Annotated in this window: 14 protein-coding genes; 7 read left to right on the plus strand and 7 right to left on the minus strand. The window is 39.3% G+C overall.

Going from position 1 to position 21,709, the window contains the following annotated elements; genetic code table 11:
• Nucleotides 1-4: 4 nt before the first annotated feature.
• Nucleotides 5-859, minus strand: coding sequence for a cell division protein FtsQ/DivIB (locus PL9214_RS11355; RefSeq protein WP_072718928.1), 855 nt, complete (start codon nt 857-859; stop codon nt 5-7).
• A 361-nt stretch (nt 860-1,220) separates the two neighbouring features.
• Between PL9214_RS11355 and PL9214_RS11360 the strand changes: the two genes are divergently transcribed.
• Together PL9214_RS11360 and PL9214_RS11365 are read left to right on the plus strand one after the other, a co-directional pair.
• Entirely contained in the window at nt 1,221-2,555 is a 1,335-nt protein-coding gene (locus PL9214_RS11360) for a P-loop NTPase fold protein (RefSeq protein ID WP_245824234.1), read from the plus strand.
• Between the two features lie 398 nt (nt 2,556-2,953).
• Entirely contained in the window at nt 2,954-4,048 is a 1,095-nt protein-coding gene (locus PL9214_RS11365; RefSeq protein ID WP_072718930.1) for a sensor histidine kinase, read from the plus strand.
• Nucleotides 4,049-4,067: 19 nt separating this feature from the next.
• Here the strand turns inward: PL9214_RS11365 and PL9214_RS11370 are convergent, their stop codons facing one another.
• The gene (locus PL9214_RS11370) at nt 4,068-5,471 is read right to left on the minus strand and encodes an adenylate/guanylate cyclase domain-containing protein (protein ID WP_072718931.1); all 1,404 of its coding nucleotides are present in this window, start codon (nt 5,469-5,471) and stop codon (nt 4,068-4,070) included.
• Between the two features lie 374 nt (nt 5,472-5,845).
• Between PL9214_RS11370 and PL9214_RS11375 the strand changes: the two genes are divergently transcribed.
• Nucleotides 5,846-7,135, plus strand: a complete 1,290-nt coding sequence (locus PL9214_RS11375; protein WP_083579975.1) for a pentapeptide repeat-containing protein — start codon at nt 5,846-5,848, stop codon at nt 7,133-7,135.
• Nucleotides 7,136-7,170: 35 nt separating this feature from the next.
• Here the strand turns inward: PL9214_RS11375 and PL9214_RS11380 are convergent, their stop codons facing one another.
• Nucleotides 7,171-8,997 (minus strand): patatin-like phospholipase family protein, encoded by a 1,827-nt coding sequence (locus PL9214_RS11380; RefSeq protein WP_072718933.1) that lies wholly within the window; start codon nt 8,995-8,997, stop codon nt 7,171-7,173.
• Between the two features lie 201 nt (nt 8,998-9,198).
• Between PL9214_RS11380 and PL9214_RS11385 the strand changes: the two genes are divergently transcribed.
• Nucleotides 9,199-11,916 (plus strand): class I SAM-dependent DNA methyltransferase, encoded by a 2,718-nt coding sequence (locus tag PL9214_RS11385; protein WP_072719122.1) that lies wholly within the window; start codon nt 9,199-9,201, stop codon nt 11,914-11,916.
• 84 nt (nt 11,917-12,000) lie between these two features.
• On the opposite strand, the gene PL9214_RS11390 is transcribed toward PL9214_RS11385, so the two are convergent.
• The 4 genes from PL9214_RS11390 to rimO all read right to left on the minus strand — a co-directional run bounded on the left by PL9214_RS11390 (nt 12,001) and on the right by rimO (nt 18,713).
• Nucleotides 12,001-14,493 carry a tetratricopeptide repeat protein gene (locus tag PL9214_RS11390; RefSeq protein WP_083579976.1) on the minus strand — a complete coding sequence of 831 codons (2,493 nt, stop codon included), beginning with the start codon at nt 14,491-14,493 and terminating at the stop codon, nt 12,001-12,003.
• Nucleotides 14,494-14,618: 125 nt separating this feature from the next.
• Complete coding sequence (locus PL9214_RS11395) at nt 14,619-15,416, minus strand: TspO-related membrane protein (RefSeq protein WP_072718934.1); 798 nt, start codon at nt 15,414-15,416, stop codon at nt 14,619-14,621.
• A gap of 215 nt (nt 15,417-15,631) precedes the next feature.
• Nucleotides 15,632-17,035 carry a DEAD/DEAH box helicase gene (locus tag PL9214_RS11400; RefSeq protein ID WP_072718935.1) on the minus strand — a complete coding sequence of 468 codons (1,404 nt, stop codon included), beginning with the start codon at nt 17,033-17,035 and terminating at the stop codon, nt 15,632-15,634.
• Between the two features lie 361 nt (nt 17,036-17,396).
• Nucleotides 17,397-18,713, minus strand: coding sequence for a 30S ribosomal protein S12 methylthiotransferase RimO (gene rimO / locus PL9214_RS11405; protein WP_072718936.1), 1,317 nt, complete (start codon nt 18,711-18,713; stop codon nt 17,397-17,399).
• A gap of 269 nt (nt 18,714-18,982) precedes the next feature.
• Between rimO and PL9214_RS11410 the strand changes: the two genes are divergently transcribed.
• The 3 genes from PL9214_RS11410 to PL9214_RS11420 all read left to right on the plus strand — a co-directional run bounded on the left by PL9214_RS11410 (nt 18,983) and on the right by PL9214_RS11420 (nt 21,613).
• The gene (locus PL9214_RS11410; protein WP_072718937.1) at nt 18,983-19,204 is read left to right on the plus strand and encodes a hypothetical protein; all 222 of its coding nucleotides are present in this window, start codon (nt 18,983-18,985) and stop codon (nt 19,202-19,204) included.
• A gap of 156 nt (nt 19,205-19,360) precedes the next feature.
• Nucleotides 19,361-19,963, plus strand: coding sequence for a DUF2059 domain-containing protein (locus tag PL9214_RS11415; protein ID WP_072718938.1), 603 nt, complete (start codon nt 19,361-19,363; stop codon nt 19,961-19,963).
• Between the two features lie 162 nt (nt 19,964-20,125).
• A complete protein-coding gene (locus PL9214_RS11420) occupies nt 20,126-21,613 on the plus strand; it encodes a DVUA0089 family protein (RefSeq protein WP_072718939.1) in 1,488 nt (495 codons plus the stop codon).
• The last annotated feature ends 96 nt before the right edge of the window (nt 21,614-21,709 follow it).

Genomic DNA, 21,709 nt, shown 5'->3' on the forward strand with positions numbered 1-21,709 from the left:
TAGTTTAATTAGACGTGGATTCCTCCTCAGCAGCCGTTCGTTGGGCGGTACTTTCCGGTCGCATTTGTACAAGGGGTTGATTAGGATTTTTTAGATCAAAATACATCATTTTGCTTTTATCTAATTTTTGAGGAACATTTCTCATCCGATCAATCACTCGTAACTGTTCAGGAAATTTAGAACTATAGGGGCCTAGATGAACTGTACCAATTTCTGTTTCCAGAATTAAATTATTGGGATCTTCCCAATTGATTTGCTGAATTTTCACAGGACTGCGAATTAGAGCTTGATAAACAAGTGACCAGTAGGGATGATATTGGTTAATATTTCCAATCACTTTCAAACTCGGTAATTGTTTGGATTTTTCTAATTCTGTATAGTTCTCCAACGGCATCCAATCCCCGGTCGCATCTAACCATCCAATTTGCTGATTGTTTCTATTATCAGAAACGTTTGAGGTGGGATAAGCAACTGCAACAGGTTGTCGTTCTTGAATATTGATCATTAAACTCGGAGGAAATAACTGACGAGTCACATTAGCTGAGGCAATTTGTCCCCGTGATTCTAGGCTTTCTGCTAAGGCTTGGGGTTGAATTTTCCACAGGGATTCGGGATAAGATAGGGGCAATAAAGAGCGAACCATTTGATCCGATAACAGTTGATTTCCTTCAACTTTGATTTGTTCGGGTTGGCGAATAAACCAGATGGGTTGATTAATCAACCAAAATAAACCTCCGGTCAAACTACTGACCGCCATAACTTGCCAAAGCACTTGAACTAATTTAATCCGCCGTTGACGCCGTAACTGCTGACGCCGACGTCCTAATTCATTCGTTGAAACAGATCCCAGATTGGTCATTGCTTGTTACCCATTTGCCAGGATTTCCACCTTATCACTGGTTTTTGATTCCCCATCATTTCAAGGTTTCGCAGATAATTTAACATATTCGCTCTCGCTGTGTCTGTGATCGGTTGGAGTTGAGCGATCGCTTTCTACCCTGAGATTAAGGGTTTATTTTGTGTATTAACTTGATTGTATTGTATTCTTAATCCTTATTTTATCTGTATTTTCACGCAGAAATTATTATAAACCTTTCTCGATGTAACTGTCCCCTGTCCCCCCCAATGACTGATCCCCCTCATCCTAAAACCTGCTTGCTATCGGTAAACTAAGAGTAAGAGTTGACCGTTAAATTGATACAGAGGTTAAGAGTCTAATTGTGATTGAGCTTGATTTAAGTAGATTCTATAAAGCGTGTAATCCCAGTAAGACCATTGACATGGCAAACCCGGAAGATCGAAAATATTACATCGATTTTTCATCTGTCCGAGGGAGTGATATCATCCGAGAATTGAGCCGAACTATTACTTTACTCTCCCATGATGAACCCACCTGTCAATTGTTTAGTGGTCATATAGGATGTGGGAAATCAACAGAATTATTTCGTCTTAAAGATCTGTTAGAGCGTCAGGACTATCATGTCGTTTATTTTGAATCTTCTCAAAATCTCGATATGGCAGATGTGGATATTAGCGATATTTTATTAATGATTGCTCGTCAGGTGAGCGAAAGTTTAGAAGCGACTCAAATTCGTCTGAAACCGGGATACTTTGCCAACTTATTTACAGAAATTTCTGAGTTGATGCAAACGCCCATTCAGCTATCTGCGGAAGCCGAATTATCCGTTGGAATTGCTAAAATTACGGCCAAAACTAAAGATTCTCCAAAATTACGGTCTCAGTTACGGCAATATTTAGAACCGCGCACCAGTAGTATTTTAGACGCGATTAATGATGAACTTTTGGGACGAGCTAATAGTGCGTTACAGGCGAAAGGAAAAAAAGGAATTGTCGTTATTGTAGATAATTTAGATCGGATTGATAGTTCTCCTAAACCTTGGGGAAGAACTCAACCGGAATATTTATTTGTAGATCGAGGTGAACAACTCAAACGTCTCAATTGTCATGTGGTTTTTACCATTCCCCTAACCTTAATGTTTTCTAATGATTATGATCGGCTTTCCAGTCGGTTTGGAGTCAAACCTAAAGTGTTACCGATGGTTCCCGTCCGTCTTCGGGATGGAGTGCAGAATCCCAATGGCATGATAAAATTACAACAAATGGTTCTAGCACGAGCCTTTCCTGATCTGCCACCAGAAAATCGTTTATCTCAGATTTCTGTTTTATTTGATAGTCCTGAAACCCTAGAGCGATTATGTTGGATTAGTGGGGGTCATATTCGACGTTTATTGATGTTGATGTACAGTTGTTTACAACAAGAAGATCCCCCTTTTACCCGTTCTTGTTTAGAGCAAGTTATTCAAGAATATCGAGATGATCTTTTAGGGGCAATTAACCATGAAGAATGGGAATTATTGTTAAGAGTCGTGAAAACTCAAAAAGTAACGGGAGAAGATGAATGTCAAACTTTACTGCGGAGTATGTTCGTTTTTGAATATCGGGATCAAGACGGTCGTTGGTTTGGAATTAATCCTGCTTTAACTGAAAGCAGTCAATACAAATCCTTAGTCAATTCCCTGAGTAAAAAAGCTTAAAATATGACTCTTCATTAATATCGTTAGCTATAGCAATCCTATTTGATTTGTATCCAAAATTTCTGCTCAAAAGGGAACAGCTTAACTGGGAACAGGGAAAAGGGGTAATACTTCTAGCTGTTTCATATCAGTTTTAAATGATTACAACCTATCCCTCTTCTGTCAGTCTCCGAGGAGTAAAATTAGAAAATAAACCAGATGGGTAGCTAGAAGGGGGATAGGGTAATGGATGNTGGGATTGCTATATCATTCTTTAAGTTTAAATTCAGGAATGATAGCTATTGAGTTGGAGAAAATTCGGTACAATATTGACTTCCAACTCGGCTGCGGTGATTCCCCTCCTAAAAAAGCCAATCCTGCTTTATGATGAAATGAATTCCAGAAGCAAGATCTCAAATATGGCTAAAGTTGGTTTACGAGGACGTTTATTTTTATCCCATTTATTAGTGATGTTAATTGGGGTAACATCCTTAGTGATTATTGGAAAAATATCTTCTCCTCGCTTTTTTGTCAGTAATTTAGAACAACTTGAAGGCCCAGGATTTCGGTTACAATATATTCGTACTCGTCTAATAGAAGGCTTTGAAATTGCTTGGAACCGCAGCACCTTTTGGTCAGTTTTAGCGGGAACAACTGCCGCCGTAGGGCTGAGTTATTGGTTAACCCAACGCATTACTAAACCACTCACCCAAATGGAAGAAATTACTCAGAAATTTGCCTCTGGAGAATGGTCAGAACGAATGTCTTTCAGCGATATTCCTGAGTTAAATCAATTAGCCTTAAGTTTTAATAAAATGGCTGCTAGTTTACAAAATGTTGAGAAAGAACGAAGAGAATTAATTAGTGATTTAACCCATGAATTAAGAACTCCGTTAACCATTGTTAGGGGATATTTGGAAGAAATAGCCGATGGTCATATTGAACCTTCTCCATTAATTTATCAACAATTAGCGAAAGAAACTAAACGCTTAGAACGATTAGTCAATGATTTACAAGAACTTTCAAAAGTTGAATCCGGCTATTTACCCATTCATCAAAAACCCGTTAATTTATATCCTTTATTAACATCTTTAGTCCAACGTTTTTCAGATCAACTCTTAGAAGAAGGGCCGACTCTTCAGTTAGATTCTAAACCTGATTCACCGCTAGTATTAGCAGATTTAGACCGAACTGAACAAATTTTAGTTAATTTATTAGGCAATGCGATTCGCTATACTGAAACGGGAACCATTCTTGTTAAAACAGGTAATGATTTAAACTTTTTCTGGGTTGCTGTTATGGACACTGGAATTGGTATTTCTCCAGAAGATTTACCCCATGTTTTTGAACGCTTTTGGCGGGCTGATCGTTCTCGTTCTCGGAATTCAGGAGGAACTGGAATTGGATTAGCAATTACTCGCCGTTTGGTAGAATTACAAGGGGGAAGAATTGCCGTTTCCAGTCGTTTAGGAGAAGGCAGTACCTTTCAATTTTGCCTTCCCTTAGCTAAATAATTCGTCGATAAAGCAGGGTTTATTTTTTCCCTATTAACCAATAGGTTCGCATTTCGCCTTTCCCTTTAATTAAAATTATCCCCCGTTCTTCAAATAAATAGTTTTCTTGAAGTTTTTGATAGGTGGTTTGACTGACTTGAATTTGTCCTGATAAACCATGAGATTCCATCCGAGAGGCAATATTAACGGCATCTCCCCATAAATCATAACTAAATTTTTTTAATCCAATCACTCCAGCAACAACTGGCCCTGTATTAATCCCAATTCTAAGGTTTAATAATTGATTATCTTGTTGGCGAAATTGTTGAATAATAGATTGCATTTCTAACGCCATTTCTGCGATCGCTTCTGCATGATCCAATCGAGGCATGGGAATACCACCCACCACCATATAAGCATCACCAATGGTTTTAATTTTTTCTAACTGATATTTATCTGCCAAACGATCAAATTCAGAAAAAATTTCGTTCAAAAACGTTACAATTTGTGTAGGAGAACGACGAGAAGCCATTCCTGTAAAATCCGTTAGGTCTGCAAATAAAATCGTCGTTTCTTCAAATCGATCAGCAATACAACCTTGCTCTTTTTTGAGCTTTTCAGCAATGGCAAAGGGTAAAATATTCAGTAATAATTGCTCAGATTTATCTTTTTCTAACCGCAGAGCCATTTCTGCTTGATTCCGTTCTAGGGTGGCTTGATAAATTTGGTTAAACATCGTTTTAAAGGTAGCAATGACATCACCGAGTTCATCATTTCTTTGAATTAATTGGGAATAAAATTTAGGTGCAGGTTTGTTATTAACAATAGCTTTTCCCGCTTCCATTAAATCTAATCGTAGTTTCAAAATTGGGACAATAACCGTTTTCCCTAAAACAAATAAAGTTGTTGAGGTGACAAAAATAGCAATAATTAAAACCAACCCAGCAATTCTTAAAATATAAGCGTAAATATCAGCATTGATGCTGGAAGCGTCATGACGAATAATCACAAGATATTTATTTTTGATCAGAAGTGTATTACAAGCAACATCATAGCGATCGCCTTGTTCTTGACGCAAATATAATGTTTCACCTTTCACCGCCTGTGCAAAGCTTAGAAGGGGGGGTTCACCAAATTCACCGATTAATTCTCCGGTATTTCGATAAACAGCACCGCCTAAAATCTCAGGATTCAAATAATGTAAATGACTTAATTGTTGTAGAAGTTCAGCATCGGATTGATAAGGATAGGTTTCAATCATCCAGGCAATTTTACCCGCCGACATTGTAGGTAAGCGTTTCAACAATTCCTGCTGACGTTGATACACTGAAGGAATTAGAATTAAAATCTCGACAAACACCAAACTCAAAAATACCCAAAGTGTGATGGTTGCAGAAAGTCGAGCATTTAGAAGTTTAAAAAATAATTTAAGTTGTTCACGCATAAATTGATGGCTCCTCTAAATATCTGTTTTTTTACAGGTAGATTGATAACTTTCGAGCTAATTCATTTTCTGGGCTCTCTTTTAAACGAATTATTAACCATAATTTTAGTTGGCTTTATTGGCAATTTAAGGTACAATTAATCTATCAATGCAAAATTGTCTAATTTGTACCCTCTGGAGTTGAATATTAACTATCCACAAAACTCACATTCCCAAAGAATGATCCAATGTTAAGACAGATTTAGTTAAAATCAGGATAATTTAACTTGAAATTATTTGTCAGCTATCGGGTTTTTAACTGTTGAGAGTTGACCGTTAACAGATAACAGACACCAGACACTAGACAACAAAATCAATATAACTAAGGTTAATCAATGACAATGGATCCCAATTCATCCTCGTCTCATTCCCAAGAAGTTCAGGAGAACCCTGAAAGCCTTAATGGTGGGGTACTTCAGCCACACGATTCCCCCCATCTACCCCCCCCCATGGAGGAAATACAACTGAATTCTGGGGAATCTTGGGAGATCGAGACCCAAAACCCAATTTTGGAGGATCATCCCAGTTCTGTATCGGGTTCAATCGTCGTGCTATCAGCGATGGCTTTGATGATTTTAGGGCTAGGAATCGATAATATTACCCTAGGATATGTCAGTGCTTTGGCAACATTGGTAGTTTCCCTGCGCTTGATCTGGTCAGGTTGGGGTAAAGTTTGGACAACTTTAATTCCAGCAAGCTGGCGTAGTTTAATTATTGCTTGTTTTGGGATTTTAGGCTCTTTAATTGGGTTAGTTATTTTTAGTAATGCTAACACCGCAAATGAAGTCAGTAATATTACGATTAATTGGGATGCAATTGGCGCTTTAGGGGATTTAGGAGGAGCATTAGGTCAAATTTTAATTGCGATTCTTGCCGTTTATGTAGCTTGGCGACAGTATATTATTTCCAGAGATTTAACGATTCAACAAAACCGAATTACTCAACAACAAACGATTGATGCTTATTTTCAGGGAGTCTCAGATTTAGCATTAGGAGAACAAGGATTATTAGAAGATTGGCCCCAAGAACGAGTAATTGCAGAAGGACGAACATCGGCGATTATTAAAAGTGTTGATGCGGAAGGAAAAGCCAAAATTCTGAGGTTTTTATCCCAAGCTAAATTAATTACTCCATTACAACGCGATCGCCATTTAGGACGTCCAATGTTAGATGGAAATGGCAATTATGCAGAAGATCGAGATCATGGGGTACGAGTGATTGATTTAGGGGCGATGTTAGCGGGTGCAGATTTATCTCAAACTGACCTCCGACGCACGGATCTCAGTGATGCGAATTTAGTCAAAGCTAATTTACAGGGATGTGATTTAGTTCGCGCTAATTTAGCCAGATCGATTCTCTATGAAGCCAATTTATCTTATACAAATTTGCGTGCTATCAGACTGTTTTATGGTTCGCCAGAAACAGCTTCTCCTCGCAGTAAAACCTTAATTCCTAATTTTAATACCGGAGAACATACAGGGGCTGTTGTGGAAAATGCTGACTTTACTGGGATTGAAAATCTATCAGAAGAAAATCGCTATTATTGCTGTGCATGGTGCGGTTCTAAATCTCGAAAAACCATCCCCGGAGGTTGCGAAGGAATTCCAAATAAATTAGATCGATAAGTTTTGGGGGTGTCGGGTATTTTCGGGAATCTTTCTTATTTTTTAATCATTTTTGCTAAAAAAACTTCAATAACTTCAGTCAACATTAAAGCCAAGGTTAATAGAAGTTCAATGATTAAAAATAAGGGAAGGAAAATGACTTGAACGATCCAGAGTATAACTTTCTTGCTTTGTTTCATTTGAGTTTGGGCGGTCATCATTCGCAGCGCTCGAACTAAAATTCGGATTAAGCGAATTCTATAGCTAATCTTGAGATCTTTAAACTTAGGATTATCAAATTGAACTTGACCCGAATTAAACAGTTGATTTAATGTTAAAATAGAGTCTTGGGTATCAATTTTTGAAAAGTTTAAATGGAGCCAAGTTAAACCACACAGTCGCCCTAAAATAAAATCCTGTTCTCGATATTTTTTATCAAAAAAACCGCCAAAAGCGTTGAGAAAATCCGATGCTAATAGTTCATCTGCATCCTTGGGTTCTTCTACAATCGGAGTTTTAAACAAAGAACGGAATTTTTGATAAAGGGCTTCCAGTTGCGTTCGAGCTTCTATATCCTCAATCAAACTAATTTGATTTAAAATTAAAGGTGTAATAGGTGAGAGTTGAATATGATGATAGGGGATAGCTTTTTCTAGGTCAGCTTTAATTTGAGAAAGTGTGTCTTCCGGTGAATGTTCTGATAACGTTTCTAAACTCGATAATATCTTTTCTTTATAATCCACTTGTTCATTAATTTGAACAATTTGTTTTAACTGCATCGCATCCTGTTGAATGGAGGGAATTTTCAATCCTTTAAACAACAAATCCAAAAGATTAAACTGATTCTTCTTCAAACTAGGTTTACTATCTAAATTTTCTAAAGAATAGGGAGAAACATAAACATACAATCGATCATCTCGCTCTGTTTTAACTTTGCGGTTAAATTCATGACTAAACTTAAGAAAATCTCGACCTTCTTCTTGAAGGAAAGACTCTGAATTCGGCAAAGAACTTAATCGAATATTCGCTTCTAAATCAATGGCTTTTAAAATCGGTAAATTATCTAAAATTCCCCCATCAGTATACCAAAATTTCAGATTTTCCTGGGGACAAAACATCGGTAAAGTCGGATCTAACTGTTGTTCACCAGATTTAGAACAAATTGTAAAATAAGCTGGACTTAAATTTTTTAAGTTATAACTTTTAATATTTGATCGATCTTCAACGGGAGGAAAAGCCAGAGGAAAAGCCCCAGAAATTAAACTACTATCAACAACTTTATTCCAGATTTTTTGTAAGCGATCGCCTTGACGATTTAACTCAGAATGAAACAAAAAGCGACGAGTTTCTGCATGATTAATAGCGGGAATTCCTGAATAATTCCGACATTTATTTTCATAGGTGACTAATAAACCTTGTAAGTTCGTAACCGTCATCACTAAAGCCAACGGTTGATGAATCTTAAGTTGGTCTGTATTTTGAGTAATTAAATTGGCAATATTTTTAATTCCTTTTTGAGATAATAAACTTTCATTCTCACTTTTAAATACATTCTTTAAAGCTTGACGGTAATCTTCAATGGCGAAAACCGTATCAATATCTTTCATATCCGCCCGTTCAACCCACGCTTGGGCTAATAAATTCTGAGCTTCATAGTCACTATCTAAAATCTCTCGATTTAATAAATAATAAGCCGTAATTGCTCCTGTCATCGCTCCCGCAGAAGCACCTGTGATCAAATCAATTAACAACGGAGCATTGTCTTTTCTGGCTTGTCTTACTAATTCAAAACATACCCCCGCCATATAAGCTCCGAGTGCAATTCCACCTGATAAATTCAGGGAAATAGGAACAGGGTTAGGAGAGGAATTTGTTAAAACCATAACAACTAATTGAGGATCACCAATATAAGAAAAGCACCCTTAAATACTCTAATAGAAAAACTCCAAAAAGTCAAGGATTATCGAAAAAAAGAAAAAGTATCTCCTAGGGTTAGCACTATTAATAATTAATGAAATCAGGTCGGCTTTTGAGCATGAGGATATATAATGTTAAAGGCGATGTCTGATACTTATACTGTTATAATGACCAATACACTAACTAATATTAACACCTTTATTGACTACGCCCGAACTTTGAAAGGTGACGAAAAAGGGGAGGCACAAGTATTTTGCGATCGCCTGTTTCAAGCCTTCGGTCATCAAGGCTATAAAGAAGCAGGAGCCGAACTAGAATATCGGGTGAAAGCTAAAGGGAAAACTACAAAATTTGCTGATTTATTGTGGCGACCTCGATTATTATTAGAAATGAAAAAACGGGGTGAAAAACTAGAAAAACACTATCAGCAAGCTTTTGAATATTGGTTGGAATTAGTGCCACAACGTCCTCAATATGTAGTGCTTTGTAATTTTGATGAATTTTGGATTTATGATTTTGATCTTCAGCTTAGGGAACCTGTAGATCGGGTGAGTTTGGAAGAATTACCTGCTCGTTTTACGGCTTTTAACTTTCTGTTTCGTGAAAATAAAAAGCCTTTATTTAATAATAATAAAATTGATGTAACTCGAAATGCTGCTAATAAAGTAGCTCAAGTTTTCAATCGTTTAGTAGAGCGAGGGGAAACCGTAGAAACCGCTCAACGGTTTATTCTTCAGTGTGTAGTGGCTTTGTTTGCAGAAGATATTGATTTACTCCCCAGAGGTTTATTCACTGAATTTTTAACAAATTGCCAGACAAATAAATTTAGTTCTTATGATTTGATTGGGGGTTTATTTCGACAGATGGGAAGTAATCGCCCTGCTCCTCAAGACAGTTACTATCACAATGTACCTTATTTTAATGGGGGAATTTTCTCAACTGTTGAACCCCTACACCTTACCCGAAGCGAAATTGACTTATTATTAGACGCAGCAACGGAACGTTGGTCAAAAGTGGAACCTGCGATTTTTGGCGGGTTATTTGAGTCTAGTATGGGTAAAGAAGAACGTCATGCTTTAGGTGCTCACTACACCAGCGAAGCTGATATTCAAAAAGTAGTTTTACCCACGATTACCCGTCCTTGGCGAGAACGAATTGAAGCCGCAAATACTCTAAAAGACTTACTGGCACTGCGGCAAGAATTAGTTAATTTTAAAGTCCTTGATCCGGCTTGTGGGAGTGGTAATTTTCTCTATGTTGCTTATCGGGAACTCAAGCGACTAGAAGCCCAATTACTCAGCAAAATTCATCAAAATTTTACCCGTGCTGCTAATACCATTGGTACGATGTCGTTAGTAAAAACCAGCCAATTTTACGGGATTGATATTAAACCCTTTGCAGTAGAATTAGCAAAAGTAACCTTAATGTTGGCTAAAAAATTAGCCCTGGATGAAGAAAATAATTTGCTAAATGTGGTACAGATGAACTTAGCATTAGACTTAGATCAGGCATTACCTCTTGATAATTTAGATCAAAATATTCGCTGTGATGATGCTTTATTTTGTGATTGGGAACCTGTTAATGTAGTCGTTGGTAATCCTCCATTTTTGGGTGGTAAACATATTCGTTTAGTTTTAGGGGATGAATATGTTGATCGCATTTTTGCCAAATTTCCTGATGTTAAAGATGTGGATTTTTGTACTTACTGGTTTCGTCTTACCCATAATCATTTGGGGGAAAATTGCCGTGCTGGTTTAGTAGCAACTAATTCTATTTCTCAGGGGAAAAGCCGTAAAGTTTCCTTAGATTATATTACTCAAAATGGGGGCTGTATTTATGATGTTATTTCTACACAACCTTGGTCTGGTGAAGCTAAAGTACATATCAGTATTATTAATTGGCTGAAAACTTCTGACAATCAAGAATTAACTTACCGGATAGATCATAAAATTGTCTCAAACATTAATTCTGCTTTGAAAGCCGAGGTTGATGTTTCTCAAGCCGTGCGACTGAAGGCAAATCTTAACTTGTGTTTTCAAGGTGTGATTCCTAACGGTAAGGGATTTATTGTAACAGAAAAAGAAGTACAACAATGGATTAAAACCGATCCCACAAATCAAAAAGTTCTCAAACTCTTTTCGATGGGTGCAAACTTAGCACAAAATCCTCACGGTAAACCTGATCGATGGATTATTGATTTTGATGATATGAGTTTAGAAGATGCTAATGAATACAAACTTCCTTTCAACCATGTTAAAACCAATGTAAAACCAGAGCGAGATACTAATAGAGACAGTAGGGCTAAACAACTTTGGTGGACTTTTCACAGAACTCGTGGCGAAATGCGAAAAGCTCTAGCAATTTTACCTTATTGTTTCGCAGTTCCTAGAGTATCGAAATGGGCAATTTTTATTCCATTTCCATCAAATTGGTTAGCCGGTGATAAATCAGTTGTTGTGGCTTCTGATGATTTTTATGTTCTTGGTATCCTAACTTCTAACGCTCATCGTATCTGGATGCACGCACAAAAATCCACACTTAAAGCAGATATTGCCTACACTCACAATACCTGTTTTGAAACTTTCCCTTTTCCTCAAAATTGCCCTGCAAAAACTAAAACTGAAATTCGAGTAGCAATGCAGGCTATTCATGACTATCGCACCGAACAAATGGAGCGCAAACAGTGGGGAATTACCCAACTCTATAACCAGTTTTTTAATGAATCTGCTAGTCAACTTGCTAAACTCCACGCTCAATTAGATCAACTTGTTTGTAAAGCCTACGGTATCAAAGCCAACGATGATCCCTTAAAGTTTCTATTAGAATTAAATTTAGAAGTCGCAAATCGGGAATCTCAAGGTTTATCTGTTGTCGCTCCAGGTTGACCACCTATTGTTAAATAAGGTGTTTGACAATACTAAACCTTGTAACAAGGGTCATAACTTACTGTTCCCTGTTCCCTGTTCCCTTCAAGATTGAAGTTTGGCTTTCGGACGCAAAAACTTCACAATCCCATATAAATCCGGGTCAGTTTTAGCTTCTTCTCGATAACGCGGATTAAAATCAATCGCCTGTTCTAAATGTTCAACGGCTAATTCCGTTTGACGTTGTTGAGCATAACTAATGGCTTTATTATAGTAAGCATCCGCATAATCAGGCTTTAATTCTAAGGCTCGATCTAAACTTTCTAACGCTTCTTTTCCCCGTTTTAACTTAATTAAAACATACCCTCGATAATTCCAAGCTTTAGAATTATCAGGATCAAATTCAATGGCTTTATCAAAAGATGTCACCGCATCAGAATAACGTTCAATGGCTTGTAACGCCATCCCCCGATTTAACCACGCCACCCCATCTTCGGGTTTTACTTTCACCGCTTGATCAAAGGCTTCAAAGGCTTCTTGATGTTTTTGTAATTTACCATAAGTTACCCCTAAATCCACCCAAGCTTGATGATAATCGGGTTTAATTTCTAAAGCTTTTTTATAGGATGCGATCGCTTCATTTTGTCGTTTTAATCGACTTAAAGCCATACCTCGATTTAGCCAAGCTCGATAATCAGTAGGTTGCAATTCTACGACTTGATGAAACGCGCCTAAAGCTTCTTCATAACGTCCTTCTGCAAATAAAACATTTCCCTGCTGAACAAAATCTTCAACATTTAAAAACAACTCTGGTTTGTTGGATTTTAACCGATCTAATTGCTCCGTAATCGTTTCAATTTTTTGCATCATTTCTGATACCGCCGATTCGACTAAATTCGTCGGAGAAATTGCGGCTAATTCCTTGAGAATTTCATCTTTTCTTGTTAAGGCTTCCGACTGCATGGCGACTAATTCTTTGTAAATTCCCGCTTTTTGAGTATTAGCATCCGCTTGAACTTCTGTTAACTGTTCGGTTAACATCGTGTCAAATTTATCTAATTTCTTAAAGGTAGAATCCTTGCGGGTTTGCAAATCTTCTCTTAACTGTTCAATCACCCCATTCACATCTTGATCAAACTTCTCTAACCGTTGGACAATACGTTCTTTTTGGGTTTTCCATCCCGCCTGACTATCGGCAATAATCGCAGCATAATCTGCTTCTAATTGTTGTAATCGTTGTAACTTTTCATCCACCTGGCTTTGGACTTGTTGCTGATAGGTTGCGAGTTGGGTTTCCGCTTGTTGTTCTAACTGTTGAATGCGTTGGAGTTTCTGCTCCATTTGTCCTTGAATTTTACCTTGAGAATCAGAAAGTTTCGTAACGGCATCATTGCCAAATTTCTCTAAATTTCTCAGTGCTAAATCAATTTGTTCCTGGGCTTTTTGTTCAGATTTAATCCGAACTTCCTCTAATTGCGGTGCGAAATCCGTTTCATATCGTTCTAAACGCGCAAATACCCGATCTTTTTGGGTTTCCGCCTGTTTTTGCAGTTGGGATAACTCTTGAGCTAATTCGGCTTCAATTTGTTGTAAATTCTTGCCAACGGTATTTTTTTGTCCTTGAACATCCGTTTGCCAACTCGATACCGTCTTTTTAAAGTCTGCACTAACTTGTTCTAAGGTTTGGAATAAGCGATCGCGTTGGTTTTGAACTTGATGTTGTAACTCCGATAATTGTGTGGTTAAAGCCGCTTCTGATTGTTTAAAATGCTCTAAAACTGTATTCTGTTGTTGATCCGCATCTTTTTGTAATCCTGCCAAATGATTACCGTAATTTGTTCCCAGTTTATCTAAATTTTGTAAGATTACATCCTGTTGATTACTGGCTCGATTTTGTAACTCTGCTAATTGTTTAGAAAATTCAATTTCTAAGCGATGAATTTCCTGTTCCGCTTCTTGCGCTTCCTGTTGAAACTCTTGGATCGCTTGTTGACGAACCTGGGTTAATTCTGTTAACCATTCCCCGATCTGACTGCGATGGTCTCCTAATTCATTCTGGAAATTATCAGCTTCTAAATGTAGATCTTGAGCAATTCGATCCGTTTCCTGAATCACCGCTTGCATTTGTCGATTTGCGGCTGCTATTTTTCCTTCTAAATCCCCTAATTCATTGAGATGATTTTTAACAATAATGGTGACTTCTCGGACAACAGACCGTCGCAATAACCATAACCCCACCAACGTTGCTGCTAATAATACCCCTAACAGCGCTAATAACAAATTAAACAGCGTCATAGTCTGTTTAAAGGCTCGTTGAGCTTCTGCTTGAACCTGTTCTTGTAAACGTTGCTGTTCTCGCAGTTGTTCGAGTTCCTTGCGATCCTTGGGGGACAGGGTTTCGGTCGGAGTTGTGGGTTTCGGTTCTGGAGACTTAGGCGGTTTAGACTGAGCAACGCTAACTCCCGCCGACAGTAATACTAACGTCAGGATAACGCTGCTGCGGGATACCCACGCCAAAAAATCAAGACGCTTATCAGAGATAGCCTCAGCATCAAACCGTTGATACTGTTGCGTGAATAGCTTTGTCTGTTTAACCAAGTCCGAGTTCTCCAACCCATCCTCTATAGTTTGACATATTTCGGGTTTGGGTTGACGGAAAATCAGTTATCAGTTATCAGTGTAAGAGTGAAGTGCTAATTAACTGTCCACTTCTTGATTGATGACTAATTATTAATTACTGATTTCCGATGACGCAGAAGGGTTAAACTTAATCCAAATAATCCTAATGATAAGGATACGGCGATGGCTGTGACTAAAATCATGGGTTGCGTCGCTTGGCGAACGGCGATCGCACAAAGTGCCCACATAATTACAAAGGGATAAGCTATTTCATCCCGTTCAATGATTAAAATAGCGGCTAATGTTCCCGCAATGACTAATAAAATTGCTGTCCAGAGTTCGGGTGAAATTCCTCCCCCTGTCCATTGCCAAGTTTCTAAAACTAAAGCGACATTAACAATCGTGGCAACAGTAATCCAAGCAAAATAAATACTAATGGGAATATCGACACACCAGCGTTCCTTTTTGGCAACTCTAACTTTCCCAATATTTAACCGTAAATATCCCACAATTAAGGAATTTAAAATAGCCAACATTGCCCCTAGGGACAGAAAAAACATTTGATATTGAAATAAAAATACCCAGATAATCTGGGCAATACAAGCTAAAACAATGGAAAAACCCAATTTTTGTAATCGAGGATTTTCACGGTTTTGAGGTAATCCTTGATAACCCGCAAACGCAAATAATCCTACATAAATTAAACCCCAAATTGCAAAGGCATAATTAGCCGGAATAATTTTAACATTCCTAAAAATAGTATTAGAAATTTCTCCAATTGTTAACCCATTAAAAGGAGCTATATTCGCTAATACATTAATTCCGAATGCGGCTAAAATTGCTGTTATATTTGCCCATTGTCTGACCGAGTTAAAATTAGAGTCCTGAGAATTAGTCTGCATTGCTCTTGGAAAATATAGCAGGGAATAGGGAACACGGAACAGGGAACAGGGAACAGCGATTGACTGTAAGCGGTGAGAGGGTTTGCTGGATTGAGGCCTGTCCTAACTATCATGCGTAGCTTTATAGCAACGGCTCTAACAAAAAAAATTGAGAGACACGATAAATCGCGTCTCTGAATCTGCTTTAATCGACTTTGAGCCGTTAACGATGAATGTTATTCAACGCCTTGAGACACCGAGGGACGAGAAATCCGACGGTTTAATTTAGGTTTAGAAGTCACTAATTGAGCTTCTTCCTCCGGAGCATCAAAGTCAGAATCTAGCCAACTGGGACGAGTTTGATCGTAGGCCAGTTGTAAGGCGGCGGCGGCGATCGCATGAGGATCGTATTCCTCACCCAATTGCGCCACAATCGGCAAGAAAGATGCCACCCGTTCACCGGATAACGCTTCCCGCACCCGTCCTTGCAGACGTTCAATATAACGGGCTTCAATTTGCGAGCGCTTAGGAATGGATAACACCGTAAAGTTATGGCGCAAATGACGCTCGATTAACCGCAGTTTCCGGCGATCAATCGGTTGAATCAGCGTAATCGCAATCCCATCCCGTCCGGCGCGACCTGTCCGACCAATGCGGTGAACATAACTTTCCGCGTTATCGGGTAAATCGTAGTTAATGACGTGGGTAAGATGATCCACATCTAATCCTCGTGCTGCAATGTCGGTAGCCACAATCCACCGCACTTGACGACGGCGGAAGCGTTGCAGCAGTCGTTCCCGTTGGGCTTGGTTCAAGTTGCCATGATATTCATCCACACTATGACCCGCCGATTGCAGGAATGTGGTTAATTCCGCAGCGGCTTGTTTTGTGCGGACAAAAATAATCGCCGATTCTGGATCTTCTAATTCTAAAATCGGTTGCAACGCCCGGGCTTTTGACCAGCCACGCGGGGCCATATAAGCACGCTGTTCAATGCGTTTGGGAGTGGCTTTGGGATTTTCGGCTTTAATGGTGACTGGATTTTTCAGGAATTTCTTCACCAGTTTCCAAATCGAAGGCTCCATCGTCGCAGAGAAAAACGCCGTTTGACGTTCTTCCGCTACAGATTCAAGAATTTTTTCCACATCTTGAATAAAGCCCATGCTTAACATTTCATCGGCTTCATCCAACACTAACCACTTAATCCGGTTTAATTTTAGATCGCCGCGATTGAGTAAATCTAAAATCCGTCCCGGTGTCCCCACCACAATTTGAACGCCTTGTTGTAAGCGTTGAATTTGTCGCTCAATGGACTGACCGCCGTATACGGTTAACACATACAAGCTGCGATCATCGGTCATTTTCCGAATCGCTTCTTTAACTTGCATGGCCAACTCACGAGTTGGGGTCAGGATTAACGCTTGTACGCCTTTCGCACTTGTGTCTAGTTGCTCCAGAATGGGCAATGAGAAGGCGGCTGTTTTGCCCGTCCCGGTTTGAGCCAGTCCCACCACATCACGTCCAGACAATATATGGGGAATTGCTTCGACTTGAATGGCGGTTGGTTCAGTAAAGCCTATTGTTTCCAGATAACTCGCTCGTTCTTCGGAAATTCCTAAGCTTGCAAAAGATGGACTCATTAATTCTCCTGTCTATGTGTTTTAGCCCGGTTCCTTCCATTGCCCTATTCAATCGAGACACTTGTACTCTGATGCAGAGGTTTATTGGTTTTGCTATAACGCTTGACGTAGCTCTCTACAGAAGTCGAGTTACGTTGTCTCAGGGGCATCTTGGAACCTAATTACATTCCAAGGTCTTCAAAGTTCCTGAAGTCACTCTTAGTCACAACCTTTGGGGTTGTCTAGTCAATCAGACCCTTTAATAGACCATCTCTCTCTAGGATAACGCTTAATATTCAGAAACATTACAACAAATTTCTTAAAATTTGCCGCGTTTTCTTTAAATTGGCTGACGGTTGAGGGTTAACCCTCAATTGACAACCTATTCTAAGACGTACCCATAGAGATCATAAATATCGGCGTCGGTGATTTGGACTTTGATCAGTGAACCTAAACGAGCCTCGCCTTCAATATAGACTAACCCGTCTACTTCCGGGGCGAAACGGGATGAACGACCGATGAGTTCCCCGGTTTGCGGCTGTTGTTGTTCAATGAGAACATCCACCACCTGTCCGATAGATTTTTGATTTTGTTTCAAGGAAATGGGTTGCTGTACCTGCATTAAGGCATCCCGACGCGCATCCATAACCTCTTGTGGCAGTTGATTGGGTAACTGATAAGCCGGGGTTCCTTCTTCGGGAGAGAAGGTAAACACGCCAACGTGATCAAATTCGTGACGTTGCACAAATTCGCGGAGGTGTTCAAAATGCTCCTCAGTTTCCCCTGGAAAGCCAACAATAAAGGTGGTACGCAGTACCGCATCTGGGATGGCGGTTTTCAGTTTTTCAATAATCTGATCGTTGACTCGTCCTTGCCAAGGACGGTTCATCGCCCGTAACACATCGGGGTGTGAATGTTGTAGCGGTAAATCTAAATAAGGTAAAACGTTCGGGGTGTCTTGAATTGCTGCAATTACTTTTGGGGTTAGCCCCGTTGGATAGGCATAGTGCATCCGTATCCAGGGAATATCAACTTTTCCTAATGCCCTTAATAATTCTGCCAGTTTGGGTTCACCGTAGAGATCCAGTCCGTAGTTGGTGGTAATTTGGGAAATGAGTATTATTTCCTGAACCCCTTGATCGGCTAATTGTTGGGCTTCAGTAACAATTGATTCTATAGTACGCGATCGCTGGTTTCCGCGCAAGTGGGGAATAATACAAAAGGCGCAGCGATAGTCACAGCCTTCTGCAACTCGCAAATAGGCAACCCCTTCACTGGTGGTGCGGTAGCGAGGAACGGTTTCATCGGCAATATAGGTGGGTTCAGCCGAAATTTCGGTGACTCGTTCTCCTTGTTCGACCCGTTTGATGACATCGACAATTTTATGATAATCTCCAGTTCCCACAACAGCGACAGCTTCCGGGAGTTCGTCTAACAGTTGTTCTTGGAAGTGCTGCGCCATACAGCCTGTGATCACAATTTTTTTCTTGGCATCTGCTAATTCTACTAAGGTGCGAACGGATTCTTCCCGCGCGGCTTCAATAAAACTACAGGTATTTACAATAACGTAATCGGCTAATTCTTCGTTAGAATCGACTTGATAGCCTGCTTGTACCAGTAAACCGAGGATATGTTCGGAGTCAATGCGATTTTTTTCGCAACCAAGGTGAGAGATCGCAATCGTTGGCTGAGTTGCCATTCTAATAAAATTCTATCTAAAGATTACACAACCAGGCTTATATTATACCACATCTTTTAATTGTTTACTCAAACTGTCATCAACATTATAATTCGTAGGGTGTGTAAGCGCAGCGCACGCACCCCTAGAGAGATTAACTTGAAAGGTTTAAGAAATATACCCGAAATCCACTTAGGAGAATACTTGCACGGGGGAATAAATTACTTCTCTGGACGGATGACATCAATCAACTCTTTCTCCAAAGATAGATTTATGAGTTAGGCTTGATTATGCGTTGTCTATTCTGTCCTTATCAATTACATCAAGATAAAACCGCAGCGTTCCAACAGATTACCGATATTATTCATCTCCTTGATTCCGCGCAAGATGCCTCGGAAGATGCCACGGCGAACCATTTAATTAATGAAGCAGTTGATCGGTTATATGATCTGAGAATCCATACTAATAATTCAGGAACCTGTGTGGAACAGTGTTCTCTTTGTCCCTATTAAAATATATTCTTCCTCCTGATAATATCAATCACTGCTTTCGGTGGCTTTCAACGGAATGCAGTAGGTTTTTGATTATTTTTGCTAATATAGAGAAATTGAAATTGACTAGGCGATCGCATTTTTAGCGATATTTTCTCAAAAATCAGGAGGTTTAGTGTGTTTTTCAACCGACTTTTATTACTCGCAACTGTTTTATCTTTAGGTGTGGTTGTCCCTGCACCCGTCAACGCGCAATCTGTTCGCGAACCCCAATTACAATTATCTCAACAATCGGTTCCTGAGCAGAAACGTCAACTCATCAAGGAATTAATTGAACTGACAGGCGGTGAACAAATGTTTCGCAATGTCAGCCAAATTACCTCTGCACAAATGCAACAAGAGATTAATGGAATTTTACAATCGATTATTCCTGAATCATCAGGGATTTCGGAAGCCAAGAAAGAAGAAATGATTAATAAAATCAATCAAGATATGAATCGCATTGTTACCCAATTTAATCAGCGATTAATGGAAGAGCTTGATTTTAATAAAATTATGGAAACAGTTTATTATCCCCTTTATGATAAATATTTTACCGAAGAAGATTTGCAAGCGATGATTGATTTCTATAAAACCCCAACGGGTCAAAAAACAATTAGTGTGATGCCAGAGTTATTGGTAGAATCGATGCAACGAGTCTCTCAAATTATTCAACCTCAAGCCATTCAAATTTTTAAAGAAATATTTGAACAAGAAGTCGAGCGTTTTAATTCCAAATAAGCGGAATATTGATTAAAGGGACTGTTATGGTTGGTATGGGGTTCATCTTTTGATGAACGGGTCATCGGATACAGATGGAAACCCGGGTTTCTCTTAGAGAAGCAAGATACATTTTAAACAAAGTATACTTAAGGTGGGATAGCCAGCCAGAAACAAAGACCTATGAATTCCTTATTTTTGAGATTTGCAACATTTGGACTGTTCTCTGTTGGAGCCTTGATTTATGTCCCGGTTGCCAACGCCAGTTTATCAAAAACAATTTCGATTTTACCTCAATCCTCAGTTCCCTCTGCCGATTTTATCTCCAATTCAGGTGATTCCCGCCTTATTTTGGCTCAAGATGCAACGGAAGAAGAAACCAATATTCATGTGTATGAAAAGGCTAGTCCGGCTGTCGTTTCCATCGATACGGAAAAAACCAATGGCAGTGGAACGATTATTAGTCCCGATGGTTTAGTGTTAACGAATGCCCATGTTGTCTCTAGTGGCGGAACTGTCACCGTTACCTTAGCCGATGGCCGTAAGTTAGAAGCGGATGTCATAGCTTTTGGAGAAGATGGACTTGATTTAGCGGTTGTGAAAATTCGCAATGGGAGCAATTTACCGACTATTCCTATCGCTAGTCCGAATTCGGTGAAAGTCGGTCAACGGGCCTTTGCTATTGGTAACCCCTTTGGTCAATTCCAAAACACCTTAACGGTGGGAATTGTTAGCCGCCTGGATAAAGAGCGGAATTTAATTCAAACCGATGCCGCCATTAATCCCGGTAATTCGGGTGGCCCCTTACTCAACAGTGCTGGGGAATTAATTGGGGTGAATACAGCGATTTTTACACGGGGTCAAGGGGGGGGTAATATTGGCATTGGTTTTGCGATTTCCGTTGATAAAGTCCCCCCATTTTTGCAAGCTGTTCGAGAGGGACGGGCACCTCGCACCGCTCCACCAGAAACTCCGGCTTTTGAAACTCAAAATGCTAAACAAATTGAATTAAACGGCCCGGAAGTTACAGATACCTTGAAACAAGGAGATAAAGTTTTACCCGTTGATAATAGTTTTTATCATGTTTATGCTTTTACGGGAAAAGCGGGTCAACAAGTCACTATTGAAATGAATAGTAAGGAGGTTGATTCCTATTTAATTTTGTTAAGTGAAGATGGAAGTGAATTAGCTCAAGATGATGATAGTGGGGGAGAGAAAAATGCCAAAATTAGTATCACTTTACCGACGGATGGGACTTATATTTTATTAGTCAATTCCTACGAAGCGGGAGAATCGGGTTCTTATCGTTTAAAGTTGAAAGCAACTGCATTTTCACCCAATGATCCTACAAAAGGTCTGATTTTAAATCAAGAAGGAGAATTAGAAAATAAAGACTCGGTATTATCATCCGATGGCAGTTTGTATGACGAATATACCTTTGATGGACAGCAAGGTCAGTCTATTTTGATTCGTTTGGAAAGTCGGGATTTTGATCCCTATTTAGCATTATTTGACCCCCAGGGAAACTTAATTGCTGAAAATGATGATGCGAGTCGGTCAGAGAAAAACTCATCCATTCGAGTTACATTACCTGCAACGGGTCGGTATCGTGTAGTTGTCAATGCTTATGATAAAACGGGTCGAGGTCAATATTTATTAACGGTTCGTTAACTCCTGCATGATTCTATCTCAAGTCATCACCCAAATAGGGGGGATTGACATAGACTAATGCTGAGGTGAAATCTGGTTCTGTTCCCCGCTACGCTG

It is taken from the genome of Planktothrix tepida PCC 9214 (assembly GCF_900009145.1).
Lineage (GTDB): Bacteria > Cyanobacteriota > Cyanobacteriia > Cyanobacteriales > Microcoleaceae > Planktothrix > Planktothrix tepida.